The following is a 24,048-nucleotide window of genomic DNA, read 5'->3' on the forward strand; positions in this document are numbered from 1 at the left end:
TCAACTGGATTCAACGCCAAAGAACAACAACGCAACACCCGTAATTTGCGCCGAACTCGGCTCTGCCATAAATCCAATAAAATCCGGAGTAGTCGCTCATGGCTCGTTTGCAACGCACCCTTTCACTGGGGTCGGTGGTGCTGTTTGGCATCGCCTACATGACGCCGATCATTGTGCTCGGCACCTTTGGCATTCTCGCCCAATCCACCGCCGGCATGGTGCCGGCTGCGTACCTCGCGGCGCTGGTGGCGATGTTCTTTACCGCCATGAGCTACGGGCGCATGGCCTCGGCGTTCCCGGTGGCCGGCTCGGCCTACAGCTACGTGCGCAAGGCCATCAGCCCGAAGCTCGGGTTCATCGCCGGTTGGGCGGTGCTGCTCGATTACCTGTTCCTGCCCATGGCGATCTGGCTGATCGGCGCGGCTTACCTCAACTCCGCATTCCCGGCGGTGCCGCAGTGGATCTGGGTACTGGCGTTCATCGGCATCACCAGCGCGATCAACATCGTCGGCCTGAAACTGGCCAACGGCATCAATGCCTTGCTAATGCTGGTGCAGTTTCTGGTACTGATCGCCTTCGTCGCACTGTGCGTGCATTACGTCGGCGGTGATGCAAGCACGCCGTTGTGGTCGATCAAACCGTTCTTCAATGGCGACATGCAGATGCCGCTGATCATGAGCGGCGCGGCCATCGCCTGTTACTCGTTCCTGGGCTTCGACGCGGTCAGCACCCTGACCGAGGAAACCCGTGATCCACGCCGCACCATTCCCCGGGCGATCATGCTGATCACCCTGATCGGCGGGCTGATTTTCGTCGGTGTGTCGTACTTCGTGCAGGTCGCCCATCCGTCGTTCCAGTTCGACAGCGTCGACTCGGCGGCCTATGAAATTGCCCGCAACATCGGTGGCGACCTGTTCGTCTCGATCTTCCTGATCGGCCTGATCGTCGGCCAGTTCGCCTCGGGCCTGTCGGCCCAGGCCAGCGGTTCGCGGCTGCTGTACGCCATGGGCCGCGACGGCGTGTTGCCGAAGTCGTTTTTCGGCACCTTGCACGAACGCTTCGGCACGCCGATCAACAGCATCCTGCTGTGCGCGGTGGTGGCGTTGCTGGCACTGAAACTGGACGTCACCACCTCGACCTCGTTCATCAACTTCGGCGCGTTCCTGGCGTTCAGCCTGGTGAACCTGTCGGTGATCTTCCATTACTGGATCGGTGGCGAAAACAAAGGTCTGCGCGAGTTCGTGTTGTTCCTGCTGTTCCCGTTCATCGGCCTGGCAGCGGATTTGTGGCTGATGGTCAGCCTCGATCACCTGGCGATTTACCTGGGCTTGAGCTGGCTGGCAATCGGCGTGATGTACTTGGCGGTGCTGACCGGCGGGTTCCGTCGGCAGCCGCCGGAGATGGACTTCCAGGAAGCGCTCTGAGGCGCCGTCAGGCGGCCGGTCGGGTCTGGCGTAGCGGTAGTTGTACGCGAAACGTCGTCCCGCTCCCCAGTTCGCTGCTCACCGAAATATCGCCACCGTGTTTTTTCACAATGCCGTAGGACAGGGACAGGCCGAGCCCTGTCCCTTGGCCCACCGGTTTAGTAGTGAAAAACGGATCGAAGATTTTTTGCAGGGTGTCGGGCGCGATGCCTGATCCTGTATCGGCGATTTCGATCCATGCCGTCTCGCCCTGCGTCCCGGTGCGAAGGGTGATGGTGCCGCGTTCGGGGCCCATGGCCTGCGCGGCGTTGACCACGAGGTTCATGATGACCTGGTTGATTTGCGACGGCAGGCACTCGATTTCCGGCAGCACCTGATAGTCTTTGACTACATCAGCCTTGTACTTGAGTTCGCTGGCGACGATGTTCAGTGTCGACTCGATGCCCTGTTGCAGATTGGCCCATTGCCATTCCTGATTGTTGTCGATCCGGGAGAAGTCTTTCAGGTCCCTGACGATCTGCCCGACCCGGCTGATTCCCTCCTTCGACTCTTTGATCAGCAGCGGCACATCCTCGCGCAGATACTCAAGTTCGATCTGCTCGCGCATGTGCTCAAGTTGCAACGCTGTCTGGCTGCCCGCCAGGACCTGTTCAGCGCTGTGATAGGCGTCGAGCATGGTCAGCAATTGCTGAAAGTAACCGTCAAGAGTGCCAAGGTTGGAGGAGATGAACCCGATCGGATTGTTGATCTCATGCGCGACACCGGCCGCCAGTTGGCCCAGCGAAGCGAGCTTCTCCGATTGCACCAACTGGCCTTCCAGTTGCTTGCGCTCGTCGATTTCCCGCTGCAAAGCCTCGCTGGCCTGCTTGAGCTGGGCGGTGCGCTGATCCACCAGGTGTTCCAGGTGATGCATCTGCAGCGAGGCCCGTTCGGTCATTTCCCATTTGGTCAGCAAGGTGTTGGCCATCTGCTTGACTTCGATATTGTCGAACGGTTTCTTCAGGATCAGCAGCCGGTCATGGGCATTCAGACGATTGAGCAGATCGTCCCAGGAATAATCGGAGTAGGCGGTACAGACCACCACCTGTAATTGCGGATCCTGCTGCCACAGGTGTTCGATGGTCTTTGCCCCGTCCCAGCCGTCGGGCATACGCATGTCGACAAACGCCAGCGCGTAGGGGCGTTGTTCCTGCAGCGCGAGGTTGAGTTTGCCCAGGCCTTCTTCGCCACCATAGGCCGAATCCAGTTCGAAAATCGGGCGCTCGGGTTGGGTCTGTTCGCCAAACAATGCGGCCTCCATCTCGTCGAGTTCTGCCGAGTGAGCCTGGGGCGGGGCGAGGATCTTGCGAAAATCGTCGTGGATCGACGGCATGTCGTCGATCAACAGAATGCGGCGGTTCGAGAGCTCACTCATGCGTTCTCCGTTACGGTGATCAGCGGTATCTGCAAGGTAAACAACGCGCCAAGGCCGGGGCCGTCGCTGTGGGCGGTGAGGTGGCCATTCATCTCGATGGCCGCCAGCGCGCAGCTGTGCAGGCCGAAACCATGACCTTCCTTGCGGGTGGTGAAACCGTGGGCAAAGATCCGCGTCATGTTTTCCGGGGCGATACCTTCGCCATCATCCCTGACGCTGATTTCCAGGAAAGTGTCGTCGACGATTCGCACACCGAGGGTCATTTCCCTTGAGCGGTTGTTGAGGTCGGACATTGCGTACTTGGCATTGCTGATCAGGTTGATCAGGATCAGCAGCAAGCGGTGCTTGTCCCCCATCACCTGAGGCACCTCGCTGTATTCCTTGATCACCGTGACGTGATGCCGGGCCAGCGCACCGGTATTCATGCGCAGTGCGTCTTCGAGCAGTTCGCTGATGTACAGCGGTTCGGTGATGCTGTTGGCCCCGGCATAGGATTGCTGGGTGGCAACGATGTCCTTGATATGGTCGACGCTCTTGCTCATCTGACCCAGTTCGTCGGCCATCTCCTGCTGTTCCTGGGCGATGGCGCCGACCAGTTGATTGAGATAACCGGGCAGTAGCTTGCCCTTTTCGTCCTCGGTCAGGAAATGGCCAAGATCCTCCGGATGGCCGTTGATCAGTTGCATTGCCTTGCCCAGTCCGAGGGTCTTGCTGCTGCGAAGCTTTCGTGCAATCAGGTCGGCAGAGATGTTCACGCTATTGAGCACGTTGCCGACGTTGTGCAGCACGTTGGTCGCGATTTCGGCCATGCCGGCCTGGCGCGCGGCGCCGAGCAGTTCGCTCTGGGCATTCCTGAGCTCGCGGGTACGTTCCTCGACCCGCTGTTCGAGCACGTCGTTGGCGGTTTGCAGAGCATTGTTGACCCGGTTGATCTCGGCGAAGCTGCGGATCAGCCGAAATGCCAGCCACATCAGCAGCAACACCAGCAGGCCGGAAAACACCAGCAGGTAGAAATGGTATTTCTTGTCGATTTTCTCGGACCGTTGCTGATCCAGGTTGAGCATGTTGGTGATGTCGTCCAGACGATCCGCCACGGGAACCGCTTCGATGTCTTCGAGTAAAGCGTTGACAAGCGGCTGCTCGCGCAGGATCAGGGCGACGTGATTGCTGAGGATCCTGATCGGGGTATGAAACTCCCCAGGCAAGCGTTGCGCGTTCACCGCCAGTTTGCTCAGCCCCACCTGAATGTCGGCGGCTTTGTCGACGGAGGTGACCTGGGCGAACTCCAGGGCACTGAGCAACAGGTCATAGGTATCGGTGGCGATGTTTTGCACTTGCAGCTTGTCGAGGTCAGGCAGGTCGGCCAGTTGCGCCTGGATGTCGTCCTCGGCGGTGGGCAGGAAGGCCAGCGAGTTGCGCAGCAAGGCGTTGTGCGACTTGAACTGCTCCACCAGTCGGGTCTTTTCCTGCATCGCCTGCAGAAAAGCCTCGTGGGCATCGTTCCATTGCCGTGAGTCGTTGCGCCCGTGACCTGACTCCATGGTATCGAACTGCTCCCATAGCCGGTTCATCTCGTTCATTGGCGAAACCAGAGGGTCGTAGTTATGCGAAATCGCCACCCGGGACTTGAGGACCTCGTTTTCCCACTGGGCGTCCTGCTGTTTCATCAGGCGGATCAGATCCCGGGATTCCGAGTAGGTCACGGTCTGTTCCGAGTTGGATTTGAAGTACAGAAAAACCAGGGTCGAGGCCAGGAGCACGGCGACGAGCGCGAGTAACAGCAGGCTGAAGCGGCGTGAAAGCTTTATCATGACTTGCCCTTCCATTCGCCGGTCAGGGTCTTGAGAAACTTCACAATCAGCGCTTTGTCTTCAGCGCTCGGCATGCGCCCCAACTGGTACTGGAACATGACGTCCACGGCTCTTTCGAGGGTGGGCGCCGAGCCGTCGTGAAAGTAGGGGGCGGTCAGCGCGACATTGCGCAGGCTCGGGACCTTGAACACCGAGCGGTCCGCTTCGTCACCGGTAATGTTGAACCGTCCCTGGTCAGCGACGGTCGGGTTGCCGCGATCGGCGATGTAATCACCGAACACCCCGAACTTCTGGAACATGTTGCCACCGATGTTCACGCCCTGATGACAGGCGATGCAGCCGTAGTCCTTGAAGCGCTGATAGCCGTATTTCTCGTCGAGGGTCAGGATGCTTGTATTGCCCAGCAGGTATTGATCGAAACGGGATCCGGGCGTCAGCAGGGTGCGCTCGTAGGCGGCCAGTGCGCTCTGTATATTGGCCTTGGTCACTGCCTTCGGGAACGCCGCGCTGAAGCCTGCGCGGTAGTCTGGATCCTCGTTGATCCGCTGGATGATGGTGTTCCAGTCGCTGCCCATTTCGTGGGGACTGGTAATGACGACGTTGCTTTGCGCCTCGAGCGTTTCGACGCGGCCGTCCCAGAATTGGCGAAAGTTGAGGCTGGCGTTGAATACCGTCGGCGTGTTGATCGATACCGGTTGTCCATCGAAGCCGAGGGAAAGCGCGCGGGTGTCGGCTCCGCTCTTGTCCAGTTGATGACAACTGGCGCAGGACAGGGTGTTGTTGACTGACAGGCGCGGATCACTGAAGAGCTTGCGACCGAGTTCGACCTGAGCGGGGTTCTGTTTCGGTATCTCGGGCAACGGTTTGAGCGGTTCGTCCAGCGGCGCGGCACCGGCGATAGCACTGAGCCCGTAAAGCAGGATCGCAAGGGAGTGGGGGACAAGGGAGATGGGCCATCGTCTCGCGAATTTACCGCCGGACTGTCGTGTCTGCCTGTTCATGAGTCGTCTCGCTGTTCTGCCCAGCCAACGGCCAGCAGCCGCGCAAAAGAGTCTGCCGGCAGGGCCTTGCTGAAGTAGTAACCTTGGCCTTCCTCACATTGATGGGCCTTGAGAAACGCCAGTTGTTCCTCGGTCTCGACGCCTTCGGCGATGACATTCAGATCGAGGCTCCTGCCCAGGCTGATGATCGCGCTGACCAGGGCGGCATCGTTGGTGTCATTGCTCAAGCCACGAATGAACGACTGATCGATTTTCAGCACATCGATGGGGAACCGGCGCAGATAGCTCAAGCTGGAATAGCCGGTTCCGAAGTCATCGATGGCCAGCCGCACTCCTAGCGTCTTCAGCCGGTTCAGTGCGGTCATGGTCGCCTCGACGTTCTGCATCAGTACACCTTCGGTGATCTCCAGTTCCAGCAGACAGGGGGGTATTCCCGTCTGTGTGAGTATCTGTTCGACGCCTTCGACGAAATCACGTTGGCGAAAGTCGATGGCCGATGTGTTGACTGACATGCGGATCGCCGGCAGGCCGGCTGCTTGCCAGCGTTGTGCCTGACGACAGGCTTCGGCCAGAACCCACTTGCTCAGTGGCACGATCAGGCCGCTGTCTTCGGCCACGGGGATGAACTCGGACGGATAGACCAGGCCATGCCCGGGTTTTTGCCAACGCACCAGCGCCTCCGCACCGACTACCCGTCCGCTGCTCAGTTCGATTTTCGGTTGGTAGTGCAGGACGAATTCGTGCCTTTGCAGGGCCTGACGAATGCCCGATTCGATGCTCTGCTGCTCCCTGGCACGCTGGTTCATGGCTTCGATGAAGAAACCGATGTCGTTCGGACCGCTCTCCTTGACATGGCGCATGGCGGACTCGGCTTTTTTGATCAGGTCAATGGCCTCGAACCCGTCATCGGGGTAAACGCTGATACCCAGGCTGGCGGTGATGCTGATCTCCTGGCCGGCGATCGACTGTGGGCTGCGCACGGCACTCAGCAGTTTTTCGGCGATGCCGCGGGTCTGCTGGGGGTGGTTGATGTCGCTGAGGATCACCACGAATTCGTCGGCGCCATAGCGAAAGACCGAGTCGGACTCTCGCACGTACTTGAGCAGTTGTTGCCCGACCCGTTTGAGCATTTCGTCCCCGGCCGGGTGGCCCAGCGCGTTGTTGATGCGCTTGAACCGATCCAGTCCGAGAAACATCACCACCAGGTGCTTGTCATGGCGTCGGGCAGCGGCCAGCGACTGGCTCAGGCGATCACCCAGCAAAGTGCTGTTGGGCAGCCCAGTGAGGGCGTCGTACTGCAGCAGGTGCGACACCTTGAGCAGTTCGTGTACCCGTGCCTCGATGGTCTGCTCAAGGCTCAACAACTTCAGCGCCGCGTCCTGTGCCAATTGCCATTTCCAGGTCAGGGCATTGGCCATCTGGCGGATTTCCAGGGTATCGAAAGGTTTTTTCAGAATCAGCAACTGGTCACCGAGCTCCAGTCGTTCGGCCATGGCTTCCCAGCTGTAGTCGGTATAGGCGGTGCACAAGGCAATTTGCAGGTTCGGGTCGGCATTCCACAGGTGTTCAATGGTTTCAAGACCGTCCCAGCCAGGCGGCATACGCATGTCGATAAACGCCAGGGCATAGGGGTGGCCATCGGCCAGTGCGCGTTCGACCAACGCCAGGGCTTCCTTGCCCTGGTAGGCGGAGTCGAGCTGGAAGTTGAGGCGCGAAGATTGCCGAGTCCCGAACAGTGAGTGTTCGAGACTGTTCAGATCCGCTTCGCCGTCGGTGTTCGGGGTGAGGATTTTGCGAAAATCGGCATGGATCGCCGGTGTATCGTCGATGATGAGAATACGTCGGTTGGTCTGGGAGAAAAGTGTTTTCATTCCTCATCCTCCCTGGAGGATGGGGGCGCCATGTTCCCGTCCTTGAGCAACCGGGCCGCTTGTTCCGCGCTTACGGCCTCGCTGAAGTACAGGCCTTGTGCGCTTGGCAGCGGGGCGGTTGACGCTGGCGTGCGGGGCCGATCCGATGGCTGGACGCCTTCGGTAATGATGCCGATTCCCAGGTCCCGGGCGAAGTTGACGATTGCCCGCAGGCTGTTGGCGCCAGCCGCATCCTGAGTCGCGCCGTCGATAAAGGATTGGTTGAGCTTCAGGTGATTGACCCGGTAGGTTTTCAGGTAATCGAATGATGAATATTCGGTGCCGAAATCATCGATGGCGATTTTTACCCCCAGCTCACGCAGTCGTGGCAGCACATCGTTTTGGGTCCACTTGGTTTGTGCCAGAGTCGCTTCGGTCACGTCGAAACGCAGGTCCCAGGGGGCGAGTTCCCAGCGCGCAGTGGTGCGCAGCACGTCGTAAATGAGCTCCGGACCACTCTTTAGCTGCGCCAGGGACAGTTTGATCGCCATCACGGGGGGCGCCATTCCCTCGTTACGCCACAGGCTCATCTGCCGGCAGGCCTGATCCAGCACCCAGCGCCCGAGAGGGATGATGGCACCGGTCTTTTCCGCCGCGGGCACGAAAGCCGGCGCCAGCAGTTCGCCGCGCCGGGGATGACACCAGCGCACTTGCGCTGCCATGCCCAGGATCCTGCCGCTGTGCATATCCACTTCCGGAACGTAATGCAGCGCCAGTTCATCGCGCTCGATGGCCGTCATCAAGTCATTGGCGATGGCCATGCGCTCGGCCACTTCTTGGGTGATCTCCTGCGAGTGGAAGTGATATTGGTTGCGGCCCATTTCCTTGGAGCGGTACAGCGCCATGTCCGCCTGGCTCAGCAGGCTGTCGGCGTCGAGGCAGGCGACGCCGTAGCTACTGATGCCTATGCTGACTGAAATATGCAGGGCATTGCCGGCGAGGTTGTACGGCGTCAGCAGCGCATCGCGGATATTGGCCGCCATGGCGGCGGACTGGGTCGGGTCGCTGACGTCCAGTTGCAGGATCGCGAACTCGTCCCCGCCCAGGCGTGCCACCACATCGTTTTCCCGCACGCCGAATTTGATGCGCCGGGCCACTTCCTGCAACAGCAGATCACCCACCGGGTGGCCGAGGGTGTCGTTGATCCGCTTGAAGTGATCAAGGTCCAGATAAAATACCGCGAATGCCTCTGCGCCTCGACGTGCGGCAGCAAAGGCCTGATGCAGGCGTTCGATCAGGGTGGCGCGGTTGGCCAGGCCGGTGAGCCCGTCCGTGCGGGCGAGCAGGGCCATTTTTTCTTCGGCCTGCCGGCGTTCGGTAATGTCGAGAATGATCCCCTCGACTTCCAGCAGGCGACCGTCATGGTCGCGTACGGGAATGTAGCGGTTCTCTACCCAGCGCCATGCTCCCTGGCCGGTGCGCAGGCGAAATTCAATCGAGGCGCCCAGCGCATGACGGTCCAGCACCCGGGCCATGGCCGCATCGACACTGGCCTGGTCTTCCGGGTGGATCAACTGCTGGGCCCAGTTGGCCGAGCCCACCAGATCGGCGGCGACGTGTCCGTAGCGGGTGATGTTATGGGAAATGTACATCAGCGGAAACGACGGTTCGCCACGCAACCGGTAAAGGATGGTCGGGCTGTTCTGCACGATGATATTGGCGTCGGACAGTTCCCGGGTGCGTTCCTGGACCGCTTGTTCCAGCAGGTTCATCTTGAGCGCGGCGTCTTCGGTCATCTGCCATTTGACCGTGAGGGCGCTGGCCATCTGGCGTATTTCAATTGCATCGAAGGGCTTCTTCAGAATCAGCAGGCGGTCGTTCAGCGCCAGCCGTCGGTCGATGTCCTCCCAGGAGTAGTCGGAGTAGGCAGTGCACAGCGCCACCTGCAGTTTGGGATCGACCTGCCACAACCGTTCGATGGTCTCCAGGCCATCCCAGCCTGGTGGCATTCGCATGTCGATGAAAGCCATGGCGTAGGGGCGATCGTTCGCCAGGGCGGCTTCGAGTTTGTCCAGGGCTTCGCGGCCCTGGAAGGCCGAGTCCAGTTCAAAGTGTTGGGCCGGTGTGGTGGACAGGGTGCCGAACAGGAGGTTTTCGGTTTGCCCCAGACTGTCATCCTCGACAGTGGCCGGGCTGAGTATCTTGGCGAAATCGGCATGAATCGACGCGGTATCGTCGACGATGAGCACACGACGATTGATGCGCGTCTGCCAGGTGTTCATGGGGCGGTACCGGCAGGAGTACGCGCGTTCATTTTCGGGAGCATCCTTTTCCCTCGTCACATGGCTGCCAGCAGGCCGGTTGTACAGTCCATTGCGTTGAGCATAGTCGCCATTGGCCATTTTGCCCGCAGAACTCAAAACAATAATTAGCGCGAGCGATACGGAAAATCATCTAGCCTGTCATTCAAGCGTAGGCGGGAAAGACGGTAGGCCCGCGCTGCCTGTCACACTAAATGACTCGCTTGAGACCATGCCATGGAAGAGCAATCCGTACCGATGTTGAACAGTCGCCCCAAAGTGTTGCTGGTCGATGATGAGGAGCCGATCCTCAACAGTCTGCGTCGCCTGTTGCGCGGCCAGCCCTACGAGGTGCTGCTGGCCACCAGCGGTGCCCAGGCGCTGGAAATCATGGCGTTGCAGCCAGTGGATCTGGTGATGAGCGATGCACGCATGCCCAATATGGACGGCGCCACGTTGCTGGCCCATGTCCGTCAGCGCTATCCGGCGACCATGCGGATCATGCTCACCGGCTATGCAGACCCCTCGGCGATCATCAAAGCCATCAATGAGGGGCAGATCCACCACTACATCAGCAAACCCTGGAATGACGACGAAATGCTCCTGACCCTGCGCCAGGCCCTGGACCACCAGCATTCAGAGCGTGAGCGCCAGCGCCTGGAACAATTGACCCGGGTGCAGAACGACCAGCTCAAGTTGCTCAACAGCACACTGGAAAAACATGTCGCCGCCCGCACCGCCGAATTGCAGCAGACCGCCGACATGCTCGACCTGGCTTACGAGGAGCTCAAGCACAGCTATGTCACCGGCACCGAGGTGTTCTCGCTGTTGGCCAATCTGCGCCTGCCATCGGCCAAGCAGACCAACCGGCAGATCATCGAACTGGTGCGCGGGTACTGCACGGAACATGGGCTGGATGAAGCTGCCAGCCGCGACCTGGCCATGGCGGCCGCTCTGTACAACATCGGCAAGCTGAGCTGGTCCGACAGCATGATGGTCACCCCTTCGGATCTGCTGAGGCACACTGACCGCGACCGCTATCGTGGCTATCCGAAACAGAGCGAATCGTTACTGATGACCCTGGACCCGATGAAGGACGCGGCGCGGTTGATCCTGCACCATCAGGAACGCTGGGACGGCAGTGGTTTCCCCGACCGGCTCAAGGGCAAAGCCATTCCGTTCGGATCGCGATTGCTGAAGCTGGCGGTCGACTTCGTCGAGTTGCAGCGAGGATTGATTCTCGAACGACAGATGAACAGCGACGAAGCGCTGCTCTACCTGCGCCAGTACGCTGGACGGCTTTACGATCCTGACCTGCTCGAAGATTTCATCAAGGTGTGCACCACATTCCTGAGCGATATCACCCTGGCCGATCCGCAGGTCAAGGTCCTGACCACCCGGGAACTGACGGCAGGGATGATGCTGGCGCGCAATCTCAACGCCGATAACGGCATGCTCCTGCTCAATGCCGGCAAGGTGTTGAACGGGCCGCTGGTGGAAAAACTGATCGCCTTCGAAGCCATGGAAGGCGGCAAGTACAGGATTTTCGTGAAGGTCCCGCAGGATACGCCGGAGCTGGTTCAGGCCAAGGCATGACGGCGGACGGTCGGACATGGGATCCTAGTGATTTCCACTAGGGTCCATGGCTGACACATGACATCTGTATCCGCTGTTTTACCGCGTATTATCCATATCGCCGCCGCCCTGCTGATCGGCCCTGATGGCCGCACACTGCTGGTGCGCAAGCGTGGCACCACGGCGTTCATGCAGCCGGGTGGCAAGATCGAGCCCCATGAGTTGCCGGTCCACGCCCTGGCCCGGGAACTGGAAGAAGAGTTGACTCTGGACATCGACCCGGCGCAGGCCGTTTACCTCGGTCACTTCTCGGCACCGGCCGCCAACGAGCCGGGTTTTGTTGTACACGCCGAGCTTTTTCAGCTGAACATTGATTCGGATGTCACCCCGCAGGCAGAGATCGAAGAAGTGATCTGGATCGACCCGGCCACCGAAGGCGATGTCAGCCTGGCGCCATTGACACGGGACCTGATCCTGCCGTTTTATCGTGCATCGCTGACTGCGATCGCCTGATCATCACGCAAAGGACTTCGCCCATGATCCCGCTTCAAGACCTGCTGATTTTTGCTGCCGCCGCGTTGTTGATGGTACTGACGCCGGGGCCGAATATGATCTACCTGATCTCCCGTTCGATCTGCCAGGGGCGCAAGGCCGGGGTGATTTCGTTGCTTGGGGTGGTTGCGGGATTCTTCGTGCATCTGTTTGCCGCCGCCGCCGGTTTGACCGCGGTGTTCCTGGCCGTGCCGATGGCCTATGAAGTGTTGAAGTGGGCCGGTGCGTTGTACCTGTTGTGGCTGGCCTGGCAGGCGATCAAGCCCGGTGCGCGCTCGCCGTTCGAGGCGCAGCAGTTGCCCCCGGATTCGTCGCGCAAGCTGATCACCATGGGCTTTCTGACCAGTGCCCTGAACCCGAAAATCGCAGTGTTCTATCTGTCGGTGTTTCCGCAGTTCATCACGCCGGAGCACGGTTCGGTGTTCAGCCAGAGCATCATCCTCGGCCTGACCCAGATCAGCGTGAGTTTCTGCGTCAACCTGCTGATCGCCATGTTTGCCGCGGGCATCGCCTCGTGGTTTGTCAGCAATCCGACCTGGCTGGCGATGCAGCGCTATTTCATGGGCTTCGTATTGTCGGCGCTGGCGCTGCGGTTGATGCTTGAGCAAAAACGGATGGCTTGAGCATGTGGATCGAACGACTGGATGCCAGCCATGCCCTGGACTACCGGGCGCTGATGCTCGAAGCCTACGACCTGCACCCGCAGGCCTTTACCTCGAGCGTGCGTGAGCGGGCGACGATGCCGCTGGGCTGGTGGGAGTCGCGCCTGACCGGCAAGCTGGACCTGGTGCTAGGGGCGTTCGAAGAAGGCCGGTTGGCCGGCATCGTCGGCCTTGCGTTCGAGCCTCGGGAAAAGGCCCGGCACAAGGTGACGCTGTTTGGCATGTATGTGACCGCCAAGGTTCGCCAGCGCGGCCTCGGCCATCAGCTGGTTCAGGCGGCATTGGCCGAGGCGCAGAACCATGAGGGTTTGCGCCTGGTCCAGTTGACCGTCACCGCCGGCAACGATGCCGCGCTCAACCTCTACCAGCGCTGCGGCTTCATCCAGTTCGGCCTGGAACCGATGGCGGTGCGGGTGGGGGAAGATTACTTCGACAAGATCCACATGTGGCGCGAGCTCTGAAGTCACCGCTCCCACATTTGTACAGTTTTCCTTCATTAAGAAATCAGCGAACCGCACTAACCCCATCCAGCGTCGAAAACGACGTGTCCTTGGCCGTCAGCAGGAAGTCACGCATGTACGGCGCATCGAGCATGTCGGCGCGGATTGCCGCATACAGCGTGGCGAACAGTCCTTTCTCGCCCAGCCGCTTGGCTTTCACATAGCCTCGCGAGCTGTATTCATGCAGCGCCCAATGGGGCATGCCGCACACGCCGCGCCCGCTGGCCACCAGTTGCATCATCATCACCGTCAGTTCCGAGGTACGGACCTGGGCCGGTTCGATGTCGGCGGGTTCGAGGAAACGGGTGAAGATGTCCAGCCGGTCCCGTTCCACCGGGTAGGTGATCAAGGTTTCCGGGAGCAAGTCTTCGGGGACGATATAGGCCTTGCTGGCCAGGCGGTGCTGGTTGGCCACCGCGAGCATCGCTTCATAAGTGAACAGCGGTACATAGGTGATCCCGGCCAGGTCCACCGGATCGGAGGTCACCACCAGGTCCAGGTCGCCACGGGCCAGGGCCGGCAGCGGGGCGAAGGAAAACCCCGAGGCCAGGTCCAGCTCGACTTCCGGCCAGGCGTCACGGAATTGGTCGATGGTCGGCATCAGCCACTGGAAGCAACTGTGGCATTCAATGGCCATGTGCAGGCGTCCGGCGGTGCCCCCGGCCAGGCGACTGATGTCGCGTTCGGCGGCGCGCAGCAGCGGGAGGGTGGCGTCGGCCAGTTGCAGCAGGCGCAAACCGGCGCTGGTGAAGCGCACCGGTTTGGTCTTGCGCACGAACAGTGGCATGCCCATGCGTTCCTCCAGTTCCTTGAACTGGTGGGAAAGGGCTGACTGGGTCAGGTGCAGGCGATCGGCCGCATCCACCAGGCTGTCGGCTTCGCGCAAGGCGTGCAGGGTCTTGAGGTGACGGATTTCAAGCACCGGGGGCTCCATGAGGAAAACTTGTCGATAAATCGAAAAGGTTGAGTTTGTCTCATGTTGGTGCCGCTGTCGACCACAAGCACGGCGGAGCACATTGCGTGCCCCGCCGTTGCTGCTTTACAGCGTGGAAAAGAGTTTGTTGCCCAGCGGTTTGCCGATGTCGCCGCGCCAGATCGCCTCGACCGTACCGCCACTGGCGGCCATGTCCTTCTGCCATTGCAGACCCAGGTTGCGTTGTTCCGGCCGTTTCAGATGGCCTTTGACGAAGTCGCTGAATTGCGGCTTGGCCGAGGTGTAGTGGAAGTGTGCGTACCAGAGGGTTTGCGCCGGTTCGTGGCGCAAGTCACGCACCTCGTACTCCTGGAGGAAATCCCGTCGTCCGTCCGGGCGTTTGCCCAGGTCGCGCAAACCGCCTTCCTTGCGGATGTCCACCATCTGTTGTTCAACCAAATAGTCCAGATAACCTTCGGTCGGGGTTTTGCTGTTCATGCTTTGCTCGATGCGCAGGGTGCGCCCCGTGCTCAGCATTTCATCCGCCCGCGTGCGCAACTGTTGCGCCACGGCCTCGGTGGAGGACAGCCGTTCGATGGCCTGGGCGCGCAGGGTCAACTCCGCCGCTTCGCTGCTCATCATGTGCTCAAGGTCGACCGGCAGCGTGTTTTGCTGCGCGTAGCCTTTGACTTTGTCGGTATAGGCGTCCGTGCTTCCCAGCCTTTTTCTGGCTTCGCTCAGCAGTGGCCTGACGTCGGTCGGCAGTGCCGGTTGCGTGGAGACGGCAGGTTCACTGAGGCGATATCTACCGGGGTGGCGGTCGTGGGGCAGCCAGGTTTCCTTGTAGCCATTGATATCAATGATGAAGTGCTGTTGCTGAGTCTCGACATCGATACCGGGTTCACCAATCAGCAATCGGTTGTCCTCAGTCTCGAACAGTTGTTTTCTGATGCGTTCTGTCGGAGGTGGGGCGGTGGATCGGTCTCTGATGGCATTGCGGGCAAACGCTTCCATCTGGTCGAGGTCGCCCAGAAACGCACGAACTTGCTCCAGATCCAAGTGTTGCGGATAGCCTAGCGTCCAGGCGTCAAGCTGGCGGCGGAACTCGCTGTAAGTGGTCAGGCAATCTTCGAAAACGCGGTTGCGCTGGCCGATACTGGAACTGACTTGTGGTAGTTGATATTGGGTCAATAGAGCGCGCCCGACCTTCTCGCGGGATTTTTTCAACTGTACGTGGAAGTAGACCCAGGACAGGTCGTCAACGGCCTCATAGCGGGTGATGGTTTCCAGAACGTGCGCTGCCTTCAGGTAGTGGTAATTGGCATCGCTGTACGACTGGTTCAAGAGTTCCATGGTCCGGGTCACGTTCTCTCTGTGCTCGGAGCGGGTAATTCGGCGGTACCATCGCCTGGCTTCCTCGACGGCCAGGTGTTGCAGGTCAAGTTCCTGGACAAAAGCCTTTCGAACCGTCGTGCGCTCGGCCATCAGTTTCAAATGGGCGGAGGTATCGCCAACCGGGGTCGTGTCCGAACGGGCGATCAGTTGTTCGGTTCGGTCGAGGCTTTCCAGCAGTCGCTCCCTGGCCAGGTCGATCCTGCGGTTCAGGCGGTCGACGACAATCCCGGCGCACTGGCTTTGAAGCTTCTTGATTTCGGCGCGATTGTTGCCATGACTCAACACCACCCACTCTTCAAGGGTCCGGTGCAAAGCCTGCGCGGTTTCGATATCGTCCAGGCAGGCAAGGTCGACACCGGGGCGAAGAGCCGGGCGCTGCGCGTGCGGAAGAACGAAGTAGTCCCGCATCAGGTTATTGCTCTTGCGGGTCTGGGCTTTGAGGCGCCGGGTATAGGCACCGGCGGTGTTTTTCAGGGTCAGTTGTCGACGCAGGGCCCGATCCGTCCACCAGCGCGGCAGCCAGCGGCGTATGGCGACCGGCCAGAGTGGGTCCAGTCCATCGGCCATGTGCCCAAGCACCGCGCCTCCCCCCACGCCGCCGCCTTCGATCACCGTGCCGAATACCGCGTAGTGGGTGTTCCAGTGGCCGGACTCATCCAGGGCGATTGGCTGTTTGTAGGTCCGGCTGCTGGTGCCGCTCAAACGCCAGCGGGGTGGATTGCCTTCCAGTTCGATGCGATAGATTCGCCCCTGGCTGAGCATGAAGTCGCCGTCGGCGTGGTGATACACGTTGCGATAGATGCCTTCGGTGCCCGGTTGCAGGCCGGCGAGGGAAATCATCTGTTCGTATTCATAGCCCTTGAAGCGTTCCAGGGTTCGTTGTGCCTGGCGCTGCGTCGAACTGCGCAGGGCGCCGACGCTCTTGCTCACGGCGCGCAACTGGCGCTGGCGGGTGATGGCAAGCGCTGCCGAAGGTGCCGCACTGGCGCCGGGCAGCAGATCCATGGCCGCGTCGATTAATGACAACAGCACTGCTTCGACCTCGGCCAGCCCGTGGCCGACATCTCCGCGCAAGAACGCCGCCACTGCCAGGTTGGCGCTGCTCCAGGCGTCGTACAAGGCAATCGCCGTGCCGACGAAGGGCACCACGCCCAGCGCCATTTTCAGGTAGTTGAACATCGCGCCGGATTGCAGCGCAACCTGTTCCAGGTACAACGCATCGTTGGAACGAGACGTCGCCCGATGGGCTTCCAGCAAGCGGCCCATGTGCACATTCAACAGATGTGCTGCCAGGGATGTGCTGGCTGGCCAGGGCGTACCGACGCCGATCAGGGCGTCGAAGTTTCTCAACCGGGCCTGGTTGATCCGGCTGACGTGGTGGGCGACATCGCCCTTCAAGGCCTGGCCGGCCAGGTAGTTGACCATTGAGCTGCGCAGGCAATCGTTGAACAGGCGCATCCGAGCGTCTTCAAGACTGTCGAATTGACGCAGAAAAACACTGTCGGGACTGTCGGGCAGATAAAGCAGGGTCAGGCCGCTGATCTGCTCCACGATAAACGTGACGCCGGACAAGGTGCTCGGTCCCTGGCCATGGGTGTCCTTACCACCCACCGTCAGGTATGCCGGCAGCAGCTGGATGCGTTTGCCATTGGCGCTGAAAGCGTCACGGTTGTTGGCATCGATGGCGATGTCCAGGACTTGCTGGCCATCGGTATTGATGTCTTTGGCGAGCACGGCGAATTCGCCTTGCAGGCGCAGCATCAGGCGCCAGGGTTCGCTCAGGCATTCGTGACGGTATTCATTGCTGAAGGTCGGTGCGTTCGAGGTGCCGAGGAAGGTTTCACGGATCAGCGTTTCATACTGTCCGGCCAGGTCCAGTTCGGTGGCCATCTTTCGCAGCCAGGCCTTGGTGATGCCGGTTTTCAGCTTCTGTCGATCTGTCGGATCGCCGCCGCTGGTCTCGACTTGCATGAACGACAGTCGCCACGACATCGCCTGATCAATGTTGCTTTGCGCAAGGTCTCCGAGGGACAGCTTGCTGCGCTGCTCGCTGGCGACCAGCACGTTTTCCTGGGGGGTTCCCGGTGCCGCACCCTCGATGACGACTTTGCGCCAGGCGGTGGCGTCAGGCACGTCCAGTAGCACGTCAACGCTCCGGGTCAGGCCGAACGCCTGGCGCAGGTGGGCATCAATGGCCTTTTTGCTGAACGCGTCGCGGGGCGGCAACTCGCGCTCCAGCCATTCATGGGAGCGCTTCATGGCCTCGATGTAGGACTTGAACAGCGTCTTGATCCGCTCACGTTGCACGGTGGGCAGGGCGCCGTGCCACGCCGGCAAACGTGCGGCCAGTGCACTGCTGTGAACTTGCTCGACAATGTGCTGGTGCGCCAGCTCTCGGGCTGCGTGGACAGGAACCGTCAGGCAGGCGAGGGTCTGTTCGCGCAGCTTTTCCAGTTCTGTTTCGCGTTGACTGGCGCGAGACGGATCCCGGTTGGCGGAAAGCAGCCGTGCCACTTGTTGTACGCAGCCATGAAGCTGGTTCTGCAAGGCGTATTCGAACGGGTTTGCAGCCAGCGGCAAGAGATGCAGCGCTTGACTGTTGTCGTTGGCCGCCAGTTTGAACAGCGTCTGTTCCAGCGCCTGTCGAGAGGTGAACCGTTGCAGGCCACCGAAACGTCCCGGCCAGTAGAGCAACAGGCTTTCGGTCGAGGACGGCAGCAAGGCCGATGGCTGGGCAAACAGCAATACACCGTCCAGTTCCTGGCTTTGCGTACGGGGGGTATCACCTTCGGTATCCGTCATCGACAACACCAGGCGCGCCACCACCACTCCGGCCGGGCGCGGTTGATCCGGTGCATCCAGTACGCTGATCAGCCACTGATGTTCCTCGTGGCTGATCTGGTTCAGGCTCAATTGCAGCTCGGCTTCGGCGCGCAGGCCGTCCAGGCGCGCCTGGTAAAGGGCGGCGTAGTGCGGGCGGCTTTTGTGGCGCAGTTCCAGCATTTGCTGCGCACTGTCGGTGTGCAGCAGCGCGGTTGCGGCGCTGCTGCTGGCCTGCTCGGCCGTCGCGAGCTCGTCCATTTGCCGTTGCAGACGTTGCAGGCGCGGGTCAGTGTGGTTGCCCTGAAAGTTATCGCCCAGCAAGGCATCCAGTGCCGTGCGCTGTTGCGCCAGTGCATGGAGACGGATGCCCAGTGGAATATCGGGGCTCAACTGGCCGAACAGGACAGCGTCGTTGTTGGTATCCGCGTCCGGCAGGTTGGCGGGCGGGGCCAGGATCAATTCGTTACGCAGTCGATCGCCAGGGGTGACAGGCAATCGTGCCCACAAGGATTGAGCACCGGTCTGCAGTACGCTGCGCTCAAGCACTGTGTAATAGACCCTGAGGGTACCTGTCGGTAGCCGGGGGTGGTCGAACATCTGCGGCTGATGTTCGATCAGCCAGCTTTCCATATCGACTCGGCTTTCAAATGTCATCCAGGCCGATGGCCGGGAAGGCAAGTACAGCAATTGAGCGACCGGCTGGGCTGTGTCCCGGGTGATGACCAACGCGCCCGATAGTTCGATTGACAGGCCTTTGTCATCCTTGAACTGCATTTGCTCGACGTAATGCAGTGCAGTGGCAGGCGTTGCTGTCTGCACGGGCGGATCGATGAACGCCTGCAATGTCTGGAACTGTTCGACATCCAGGATGCCCCGGGCAAACGCCCATTGGCTCGACGCTTCGAAATGCTGACGATACAAGCGGTTGGCCTGAGCCCGGCGTGACTGATCCGTACCGCGCGCACGGGCATTCCACCAAGTGCTGGCGAGCGGCGACTGCGGATTTTGCGCCATAAGCGCCCGCCACTGTTCACAGCATTCATTCCAGCGCTCCGAGGCGCTCAGGGTCAGGCCTTGGTCCGGGTTCGCGGGCAAAGGAACAACAAGGCCGAAATCGGCCGCTAGGGGGGTGGTTTCGTCAACCATGACGATGAATCTCCAGAAGGCCGGGCCGTGCCGGCGGTGCGGGCATTAGGAGACAGTCGTCAAAAGGGCGGGTGGTACATAGTTATTGCGAGGCTGAATCTGACGCCTGATGACCGCTCGGCACTCTTCATCAAATTGTCATGGAACTGTGGCGGCGCGCTTGAACAAACTTCATCAGACTCGCGCTCTACTGGGGTTCTGCGTTTTGGTGTTTTTCCATGGGTGCTTCATTCCTTTCACGAATCGTATTGTTGGCCGCGTTGTTGTTCGGCCTGCCGTCCATGGCGGCTTCGCGTTGTGACGTCAATGTTCCGACCGAACGGGTGGATCTGGCCCAGGTAAGCCTGGCGTACCAGAGCATCGGCCGTGCGTCCGATCCGGCATTGCTGCTGGTGATGGGCCTGGGCGGGCAATTGATTCACTGGCCGGACGAAGTGGTGGTCGCCCTGTGCCAGCAGGGGTTCCGGGTGATCCGCTATGACAATCGCGACGTAGGCCTGTCAACCTGGCGGCAAGCACCGGCCGAAGCCAACCTGACTTTCGAAGTTTTGCGCTACAAACTCGGATTGCCGGTGTCGTCGCCGTATTCGCTGACCGACATGGCCGAGGATGGCCTGGGCTTGATGGACGCCTTGCACATCGACCAATTCCACGTGCTGGGCGCCAGCATGGGCGGAATGATCGCCCAGCGCATGGCGGCCATGGCTCCGCAACGGGTCGAGAGCCTGACCCTGATCATGACCACCTCCGGCGCCGAAGGCTTGCCGGCGCCGAGTGCGGCGCTGGTGCAGTTGTTGGCCCGGCGCGGCGCACCGAACCGCGAAGTGGCCCTGGAGCAACAGGCCGACTTGCTGGCGGCACTGGGCAGCCCGATGGTCACCGACGATCGCCAGGCGCTGCTGCATCAGGCGGCACAGTCCTATGACCGGGCGTTCAATCCCGAGGGCGTGAAACGCCAGATCATGGCGATTCTCGCCGAGCCGAGCCGGGTGACCCTGCTCAATCAGTTGCGGGTGCCGGCGCTGGTGGTGCACGGCACGGCCGACCCGCTGCTGCCGGTGATGCACGGGGTGCACCTGGCGGCGCATCTGCGTGGCAGTCAGTTGGTCCTGATTCCGGGCCTGGCCCATCGCTTCCAGGAGGCATTCAAGGCGCCGTTGCTGGGGGCGGTGTTGCCGTATTTGCGCGAGCACCGTGAAGACACCTCGCACTGGGCGCAGATCGAGCCTGTGGCCGATCGCAACCTCCTCTAACCCCTGATCACCTGTAGGAGCTGCCGGAGGCTGCGATCTTTTGATCTGGATCTTGAAAATCAAAAGATCGCCCGAACGCGGACCGAGCCTCCGGCAGCTCCTACAGAGGTTATGGGCGATCAGGTTTTGCTCAATGGCTCAGGCCGTACTTTTTCACTTTGTCGAACAGCGTGGTCTTGGCCATGCCCAGTTCCTGGCTGGCCTGGGTCAGGTTGCCGCCGCTGCGTTGCAAGGCGTCGCTGAGCAGGTTGCGCTCGAACGCTTCCACCGCTTCGGCAAAGGCCAGCGCCTGGTTGCCGGCGCCGGCACCGGTTTTCTTGAACGCCGGCAGGCCCAGGGCAAAGCGCTCGGCAACGTTGCGCAGTTCACGCACATTACCCGGCCAGTCGTGGCTCATGAGGTTCGAAACGGTCTGGTTGTCCAGTTCCGGTACCGTGCGGTCGAAGCGCAGGGACGACTGCTGCAGGAAGTGTTCGAACAGTTGCAGGATGTCTTCGCGGCGTTCGCGCAGCGGCGGCAGTTCCAGGGTCACCACGTTGAGGCGGTAATACAGGTCGCTGCGGAACTCGCCGGCCTTGCTCGACTCGACGAGGTCGGATTTGGTCGCTGCGATGACGCGGCAATCCACCGCTACGCTCTGGTTCGAACCGAGGCGTTCGAGGGTGCGTTCCTGCAACACCCGCAGCAGTTTGATCTGCAAGGGCAGGGGCATGCTTTCCACTTCGTCGAGGAACAGCGTGCCGCCGTCGGCGTGCTCGATCTTGCCGATCCGACGTTTGCCCGCGCCTGTAAAAGCGTTGGCTTCGTGGCCGAATATTTCGCTTTCGAACAGGTTCTCCGGCAGGCCACCGCAGTTCAAGGCGACAAACTGCTTGGTGTGCCGCCGACTGAAATCGTGCAGGCAACGGGCAACCAATTCCTTGCCGGTGCCGGTCTCGCCTTCGATCAGCACGTTGGCCGAGGTATCGGCAACGTTGGCGATCAGTTCCCGCAGGTTCTGCATGGCCGGCGAGCGACCGATGATCCGCCCTTCGAGGGAATCGCGTTCGGCCAGTTGCCGACGCAACGACGACACTTCCCGCGCCAGGCTGCGTTGCTCCAGGGCGCGGCGGGCCACATCCACCAGGCGCTCCGGGGAGAACGGCTTTTCCATGAAGTCGTAGGCGCCTTTCTGCATCGCGTCGACGGCCATGGAGATATCGCCGTGCCCGGTGATCAGCACCACCGGCAGGCTACGGTCCCGGGCCTTGAGACGGGTCAGCAATTCCAGGCCATCGATGCCCGGCAGGCGAATGTCGCTGACGACGATGCCGGCGAAGTTGTCGCCGACCCGCTCCAGGGCTTCTTCGGCGCTGCCCACGCCAATGCAGGGAATGTCCTCCAGGGTCAGCGCCTGTTGGCAGCCGAGCAGTACATGGGGGTCGTCTTCGACGATCAATACACTAAGGTCGTTGTTCATATTGGCTCGGCGGGAGTGGGGCTTACCAACGGTAAACTGAGGACGAACGCGGTACCACCGCTGGCCGGGTGCTCGACACCCAGGTGACCGCCGGTGGCGGCGGCCAGGCTGGCGGAAAGGGTCAGGCCCAGGCCCAAGCCTTGTTCGCCGGGTTTGGTGGTGAAGAAGGGTTCGAACAGGTGCTTGCGCGCTTCGGCATCGATGCCGTGGCCGTTGTCACGCACCCGCAGGCGGTATTTGCCATCGAACGCTTCGCCTTCGAGCCACAGTTCGGGTTGTGGCTGCGCTTGCATGGCGTCGAGGGCGTTGCCGATCAGGTTGACCAGAATCTGTTCCAGGCGGGTCTGGTCGATCTGCACCTGTACATCGGTGAAATCGCGGTGCAGTTGCAGGTGAATGTTTTCCACCCGGCCGCCGAGCAATTGCAAGGCCGCGTCCACGCCTTTGCCGAGGCAGGCCTGGCCCTTGTCGTCACCGCGCCGGGCGAACGAGCGCAGGCTGGCGGTGATCCGGCCCATGCGGTCGATCAGTTCGTTGATGGTCTTGAGGTTGGTGCTGGCCACGTCGAGCTGGCCGCGTTCGAGGAAGCGCACGGTATTGCCGGACAAGGTGCGCAGCGCTGCCAGCGGTTGGTTCAGTTCGTGGGCGATGCTGGTGGACATCTGGCCGATGGCCGCGAGCTTTCCGGCCTGTACCAGTTCATCCTGGGCGCGGCGCAAGGTCTCTTCGGCTTGCCGGCGTTCGCGGATCTGGCCCTTGAGCCGTTCGTTGCTGGCGCGCAGGTCGGTGGTGCGTTCGGTAATCCGACGCTCCAGCTGACTGTTGGCTTCCTGCAAGGCTTCCCGGGCCGCGAGGCGAGTGGCGATCACCTTGCGCCGCTCGTTCCAGGCGATCAAAAGGAACGCCAGCAGGGCAAACGCCACGGCCACCAGGATCCCCTGGTTGATCGCTTCGCGGCGCAGGTCCTGCAGCGGCGTGAGCAGGGTGAAATTCCACGGCGTATCGCCGAGCGGCCGGGTCTGCGCCAGGTAGCTGATGTTTTCATCGTCGGACACCAGTTCGCTATTGGCCGGGAACGTGAGTTTTTCCACGCCTTCGGACAGGGTTTCCCGGGCCAGCGGCTGCAATTCGTTGAGCGGGAACCAGTAGTACTGCAGGCTGCGGGCGAGTTTTTCCTTGGTTTCTTCGCTCAGCGGTATCACCGATTTCAAGCGTCGTGCCGGATCGCTGGACAGAATGATGATGCCGTTTTCGTCGCTGACGAAGGCTTCCAGGCGTGCCCGTTGCCAGCGTTCTTCCATGGCCTCCAGACGGACCTTGACCACCGCGACGCCGATGATCTTGCCGTGTTCTTCCAGGCCGTGGGCCAGGTAGTAACCGGGTTCGCCATTGGTGCTGCCGATGCCGTAGAAGCGCCCCGGCTGACCGCGCACGGCGTTCTGGAAATAGGCGCGAAAGGACAGGTCTTCACCCAGGTAACTGTCGACATCGCGCCAGTTGCTGGTGGCCATGACGCGACCGGTGGTGTCCATCACGTAGATGGCCCGACTGCGGCTGCGCCGGTTCAGGCCTTCGAGGTAATCGTTGACCGTCTGCCGGTGTTCCGGAGTCGGGTCGGCCAGCAACTGCGCAACGCTGGTTTCGAGTTCCAGCAGGCTGGGCAGGTAGGTGTATTTGCTGATTTCGCTTTCGACTGCACGGGCGTGCAGTTCCAGCTGGCGCTGGCCGTTTTCGCTGAGGCTGCGGATGCCGTAGTGTTCACTGATCCAGAAGCCGATAAAGCCCAGGCCGATCATCATGGCGATGATCAGCGGCGGCAGGAACAAATGGCGAACCAGACGGGGTTTCACGGCGAGTGATGGCGACGTGGCGCGATAAAGAGTGGGGTCGCATTTCATCACAGATGCCTTGGGTCAACCACAACAACAAGCCCAGAGGACTCCCTGTAGGAGCTGCCGCAGGCTGCGATC

General features: G+C 60.9%; 15 protein-coding genes. 6 read left to right on the forward strand and 9 right to left on the reverse strand.

Annotated features, from left to right (window positions below; translation table 11 throughout):
- Window positions 1-98 precede the first annotated feature (98 nt).
- Window positions 99-1,424, forward strand: a complete 1,326-nt coding sequence (locus ACM6IT_RS19095) for an APC family permease (RefSeq protein WP_056721125.1) — start codon at window positions 99-101, stop codon at window positions 1,422-1,424.
- 7 nt (window positions 1,425-1,431) lie between these two features.
- On the opposite strand, the gene ACM6IT_RS19100 is transcribed toward ACM6IT_RS19095, so the two are convergent.
- The 5 genes from ACM6IT_RS19100 to ACM6IT_RS19120 are packed head-to-tail and all read right to left on the reverse strand — an operon-like array spanning window position 1,432 to window position 9,782.
- Window positions 1,432-2,838: an ATP-binding protein gene (locus ACM6IT_RS19100; RefSeq protein ID WP_056721122.1), complete on the reverse strand. Its 1,407-nt coding sequence runs from the start codon at window positions 2,836-2,838 to the stop codon at window positions 1,432-1,434.
- Window positions 2,835-4,649 (reverse strand): DAHL domain-containing protein, encoded by a 1,815-nt coding sequence (locus ACM6IT_RS19105; protein WP_414918515.1) that lies wholly within the window; start codon window positions 4,647-4,649, stop codon window positions 2,835-2,837. Before ACM6IT_RS19105 ends, ACM6IT_RS19100 begins: the two co-directional genes overlap by 4 nt.
- Window positions 4,646-5,650 (reverse strand): cytochrome-c peroxidase, encoded by a 1,005-nt coding sequence (locus ACM6IT_RS19110; RefSeq protein WP_409078254.1) that lies wholly within the window; start codon window positions 5,648-5,650, stop codon window positions 4,646-4,648. Before ACM6IT_RS19110 ends, ACM6IT_RS19105 begins: the two co-directional genes overlap by 4 nt.
- Window positions 5,647-7,521, reverse strand: coding sequence for a putative bifunctional diguanylate cyclase/phosphodiesterase (locus tag ACM6IT_RS19115; RefSeq protein ID WP_414918516.1), 1,875 nt, complete (start codon window positions 7,519-7,521; stop codon window positions 5,647-5,649). The genes ACM6IT_RS19110 and ACM6IT_RS19115 overlap by 4 nt, the downstream gene beginning before the upstream one ends.
- Entirely contained in the window at window positions 7,518-9,782 is a 2,265-nt protein-coding gene (locus ACM6IT_RS19120; protein WP_056721113.1) for an EAL domain-containing protein, read from the reverse strand. Before ACM6IT_RS19120 ends, ACM6IT_RS19115 begins: the two co-directional genes overlap by 4 nt.
- Window positions 9,783-10,037: 255 nt before the next feature.
- Between ACM6IT_RS19120 and ACM6IT_RS19125 the strand changes: the two genes are divergently transcribed.
- The 4 genes from ACM6IT_RS19125 to ACM6IT_RS19140 are packed head-to-tail and all read left to right on the forward strand — an operon-like array spanning window position 10,038 to window position 13,050.
- Window positions 10,038-11,396, forward strand: a complete 1,359-nt coding sequence (locus ACM6IT_RS19125) for an HD domain-containing phosphohydrolase (protein WP_056721111.1) — start codon at window positions 10,038-10,040, stop codon at window positions 11,394-11,396.
- Window positions 11,397-11,453: 57 nt separating this feature from the next.
- Complete coding sequence (locus ACM6IT_RS19130) at window positions 11,454-11,888, forward strand: NUDIX hydrolase (RefSeq protein WP_223542185.1); 435 nt, start codon at window positions 11,454-11,456, stop codon at window positions 11,886-11,888.
- A gap of 23 nt (window positions 11,889-11,911) precedes the next feature.
- Window positions 11,912-12,550, forward strand: a complete 639-nt coding sequence (locus tag ACM6IT_RS19135; RefSeq protein ID WP_056721107.1) for a LysE family translocator — start codon at window positions 11,912-11,914, stop codon at window positions 12,548-12,550.
- Between the two features lie 2 nt (window positions 12,551-12,552).
- Window positions 12,553-13,050 carry a GNAT family N-acetyltransferase gene (locus tag ACM6IT_RS19140; protein WP_223542184.1) on the forward strand — a complete coding sequence of 166 codons (498 nt, stop codon included), beginning with the start codon at window positions 12,553-12,555 and terminating at the stop codon, window positions 13,048-13,050.
- A gap of 43 nt (window positions 13,051-13,093) precedes the next feature.
- Here ACM6IT_RS19140 and metR read toward each other — a convergent pair whose 3' ends face one another.
- Both metR and ACM6IT_RS19150 read right to left on the reverse strand, forming a co-directional pair.
- On the reverse strand, window positions 13,094-14,011 hold the full coding sequence (metR, locus tag ACM6IT_RS19145; protein ID WP_007985733.1) for a transcriptional regulator MetR: 918 nt from the start codon (window positions 14,009-14,011) through the stop codon (window positions 13,094-13,096).
- A gap of 117 nt (window positions 14,012-14,128) precedes the next feature.
- A complete protein-coding gene (locus tag ACM6IT_RS19150; RefSeq protein ID WP_414918517.1) occupies window positions 14,129-19,366 on the reverse strand; it encodes a dermonecrotic toxin domain-containing protein in 5,238 nt (1,745 codons plus the stop codon).
- A gap of 218 nt (window positions 19,367-19,584) precedes the next feature.
- Between ACM6IT_RS19150 and ACM6IT_RS19155 the strand changes: the two genes are divergently transcribed.
- A complete protein-coding gene (locus ACM6IT_RS19155) occupies window positions 19,585-20,619 on the forward strand; it encodes an alpha/beta fold hydrolase (RefSeq protein ID WP_414918518.1) in 1,035 nt (344 codons plus the stop codon).
- Window positions 20,620-20,749: 130 nt separating this feature from the next.
- On the opposite strand, the gene ACM6IT_RS19160 is transcribed toward ACM6IT_RS19155, so the two are convergent.
- Together ACM6IT_RS19160 and ACM6IT_RS19165 are read right to left on the reverse strand one after the other, a co-directional pair.
- Window positions 20,750-22,078 (reverse strand): sigma-54-dependent transcriptional regulator, encoded by a 1,329-nt coding sequence (locus tag ACM6IT_RS19160; protein ID WP_414918519.1) that lies wholly within the window; start codon window positions 22,076-22,078, stop codon window positions 20,750-20,752.
- The gene (locus ACM6IT_RS19165) at window positions 22,075-23,976 is read right to left on the reverse strand and encodes an ATP-binding protein (protein ID WP_409078251.1); all 1,902 of its coding nucleotides are present in this window, start codon (window positions 23,974-23,976) and stop codon (window positions 22,075-22,077) included. Before ACM6IT_RS19165 ends, ACM6IT_RS19160 begins: the two co-directional genes overlap by 4 nt.
- Window positions 23,977-24,048: the final 72 nt, after the last annotated feature.

The sequence above is a fragment of the Pseudomonas sp. IT-P4 genome, assembly GCF_949767755.1.
GTDB lineage: Bacteria > Pseudomonadota > Gammaproteobacteria > Pseudomonadales > Pseudomonadaceae > Aquipseudomonas > Aquipseudomonas monachiensis.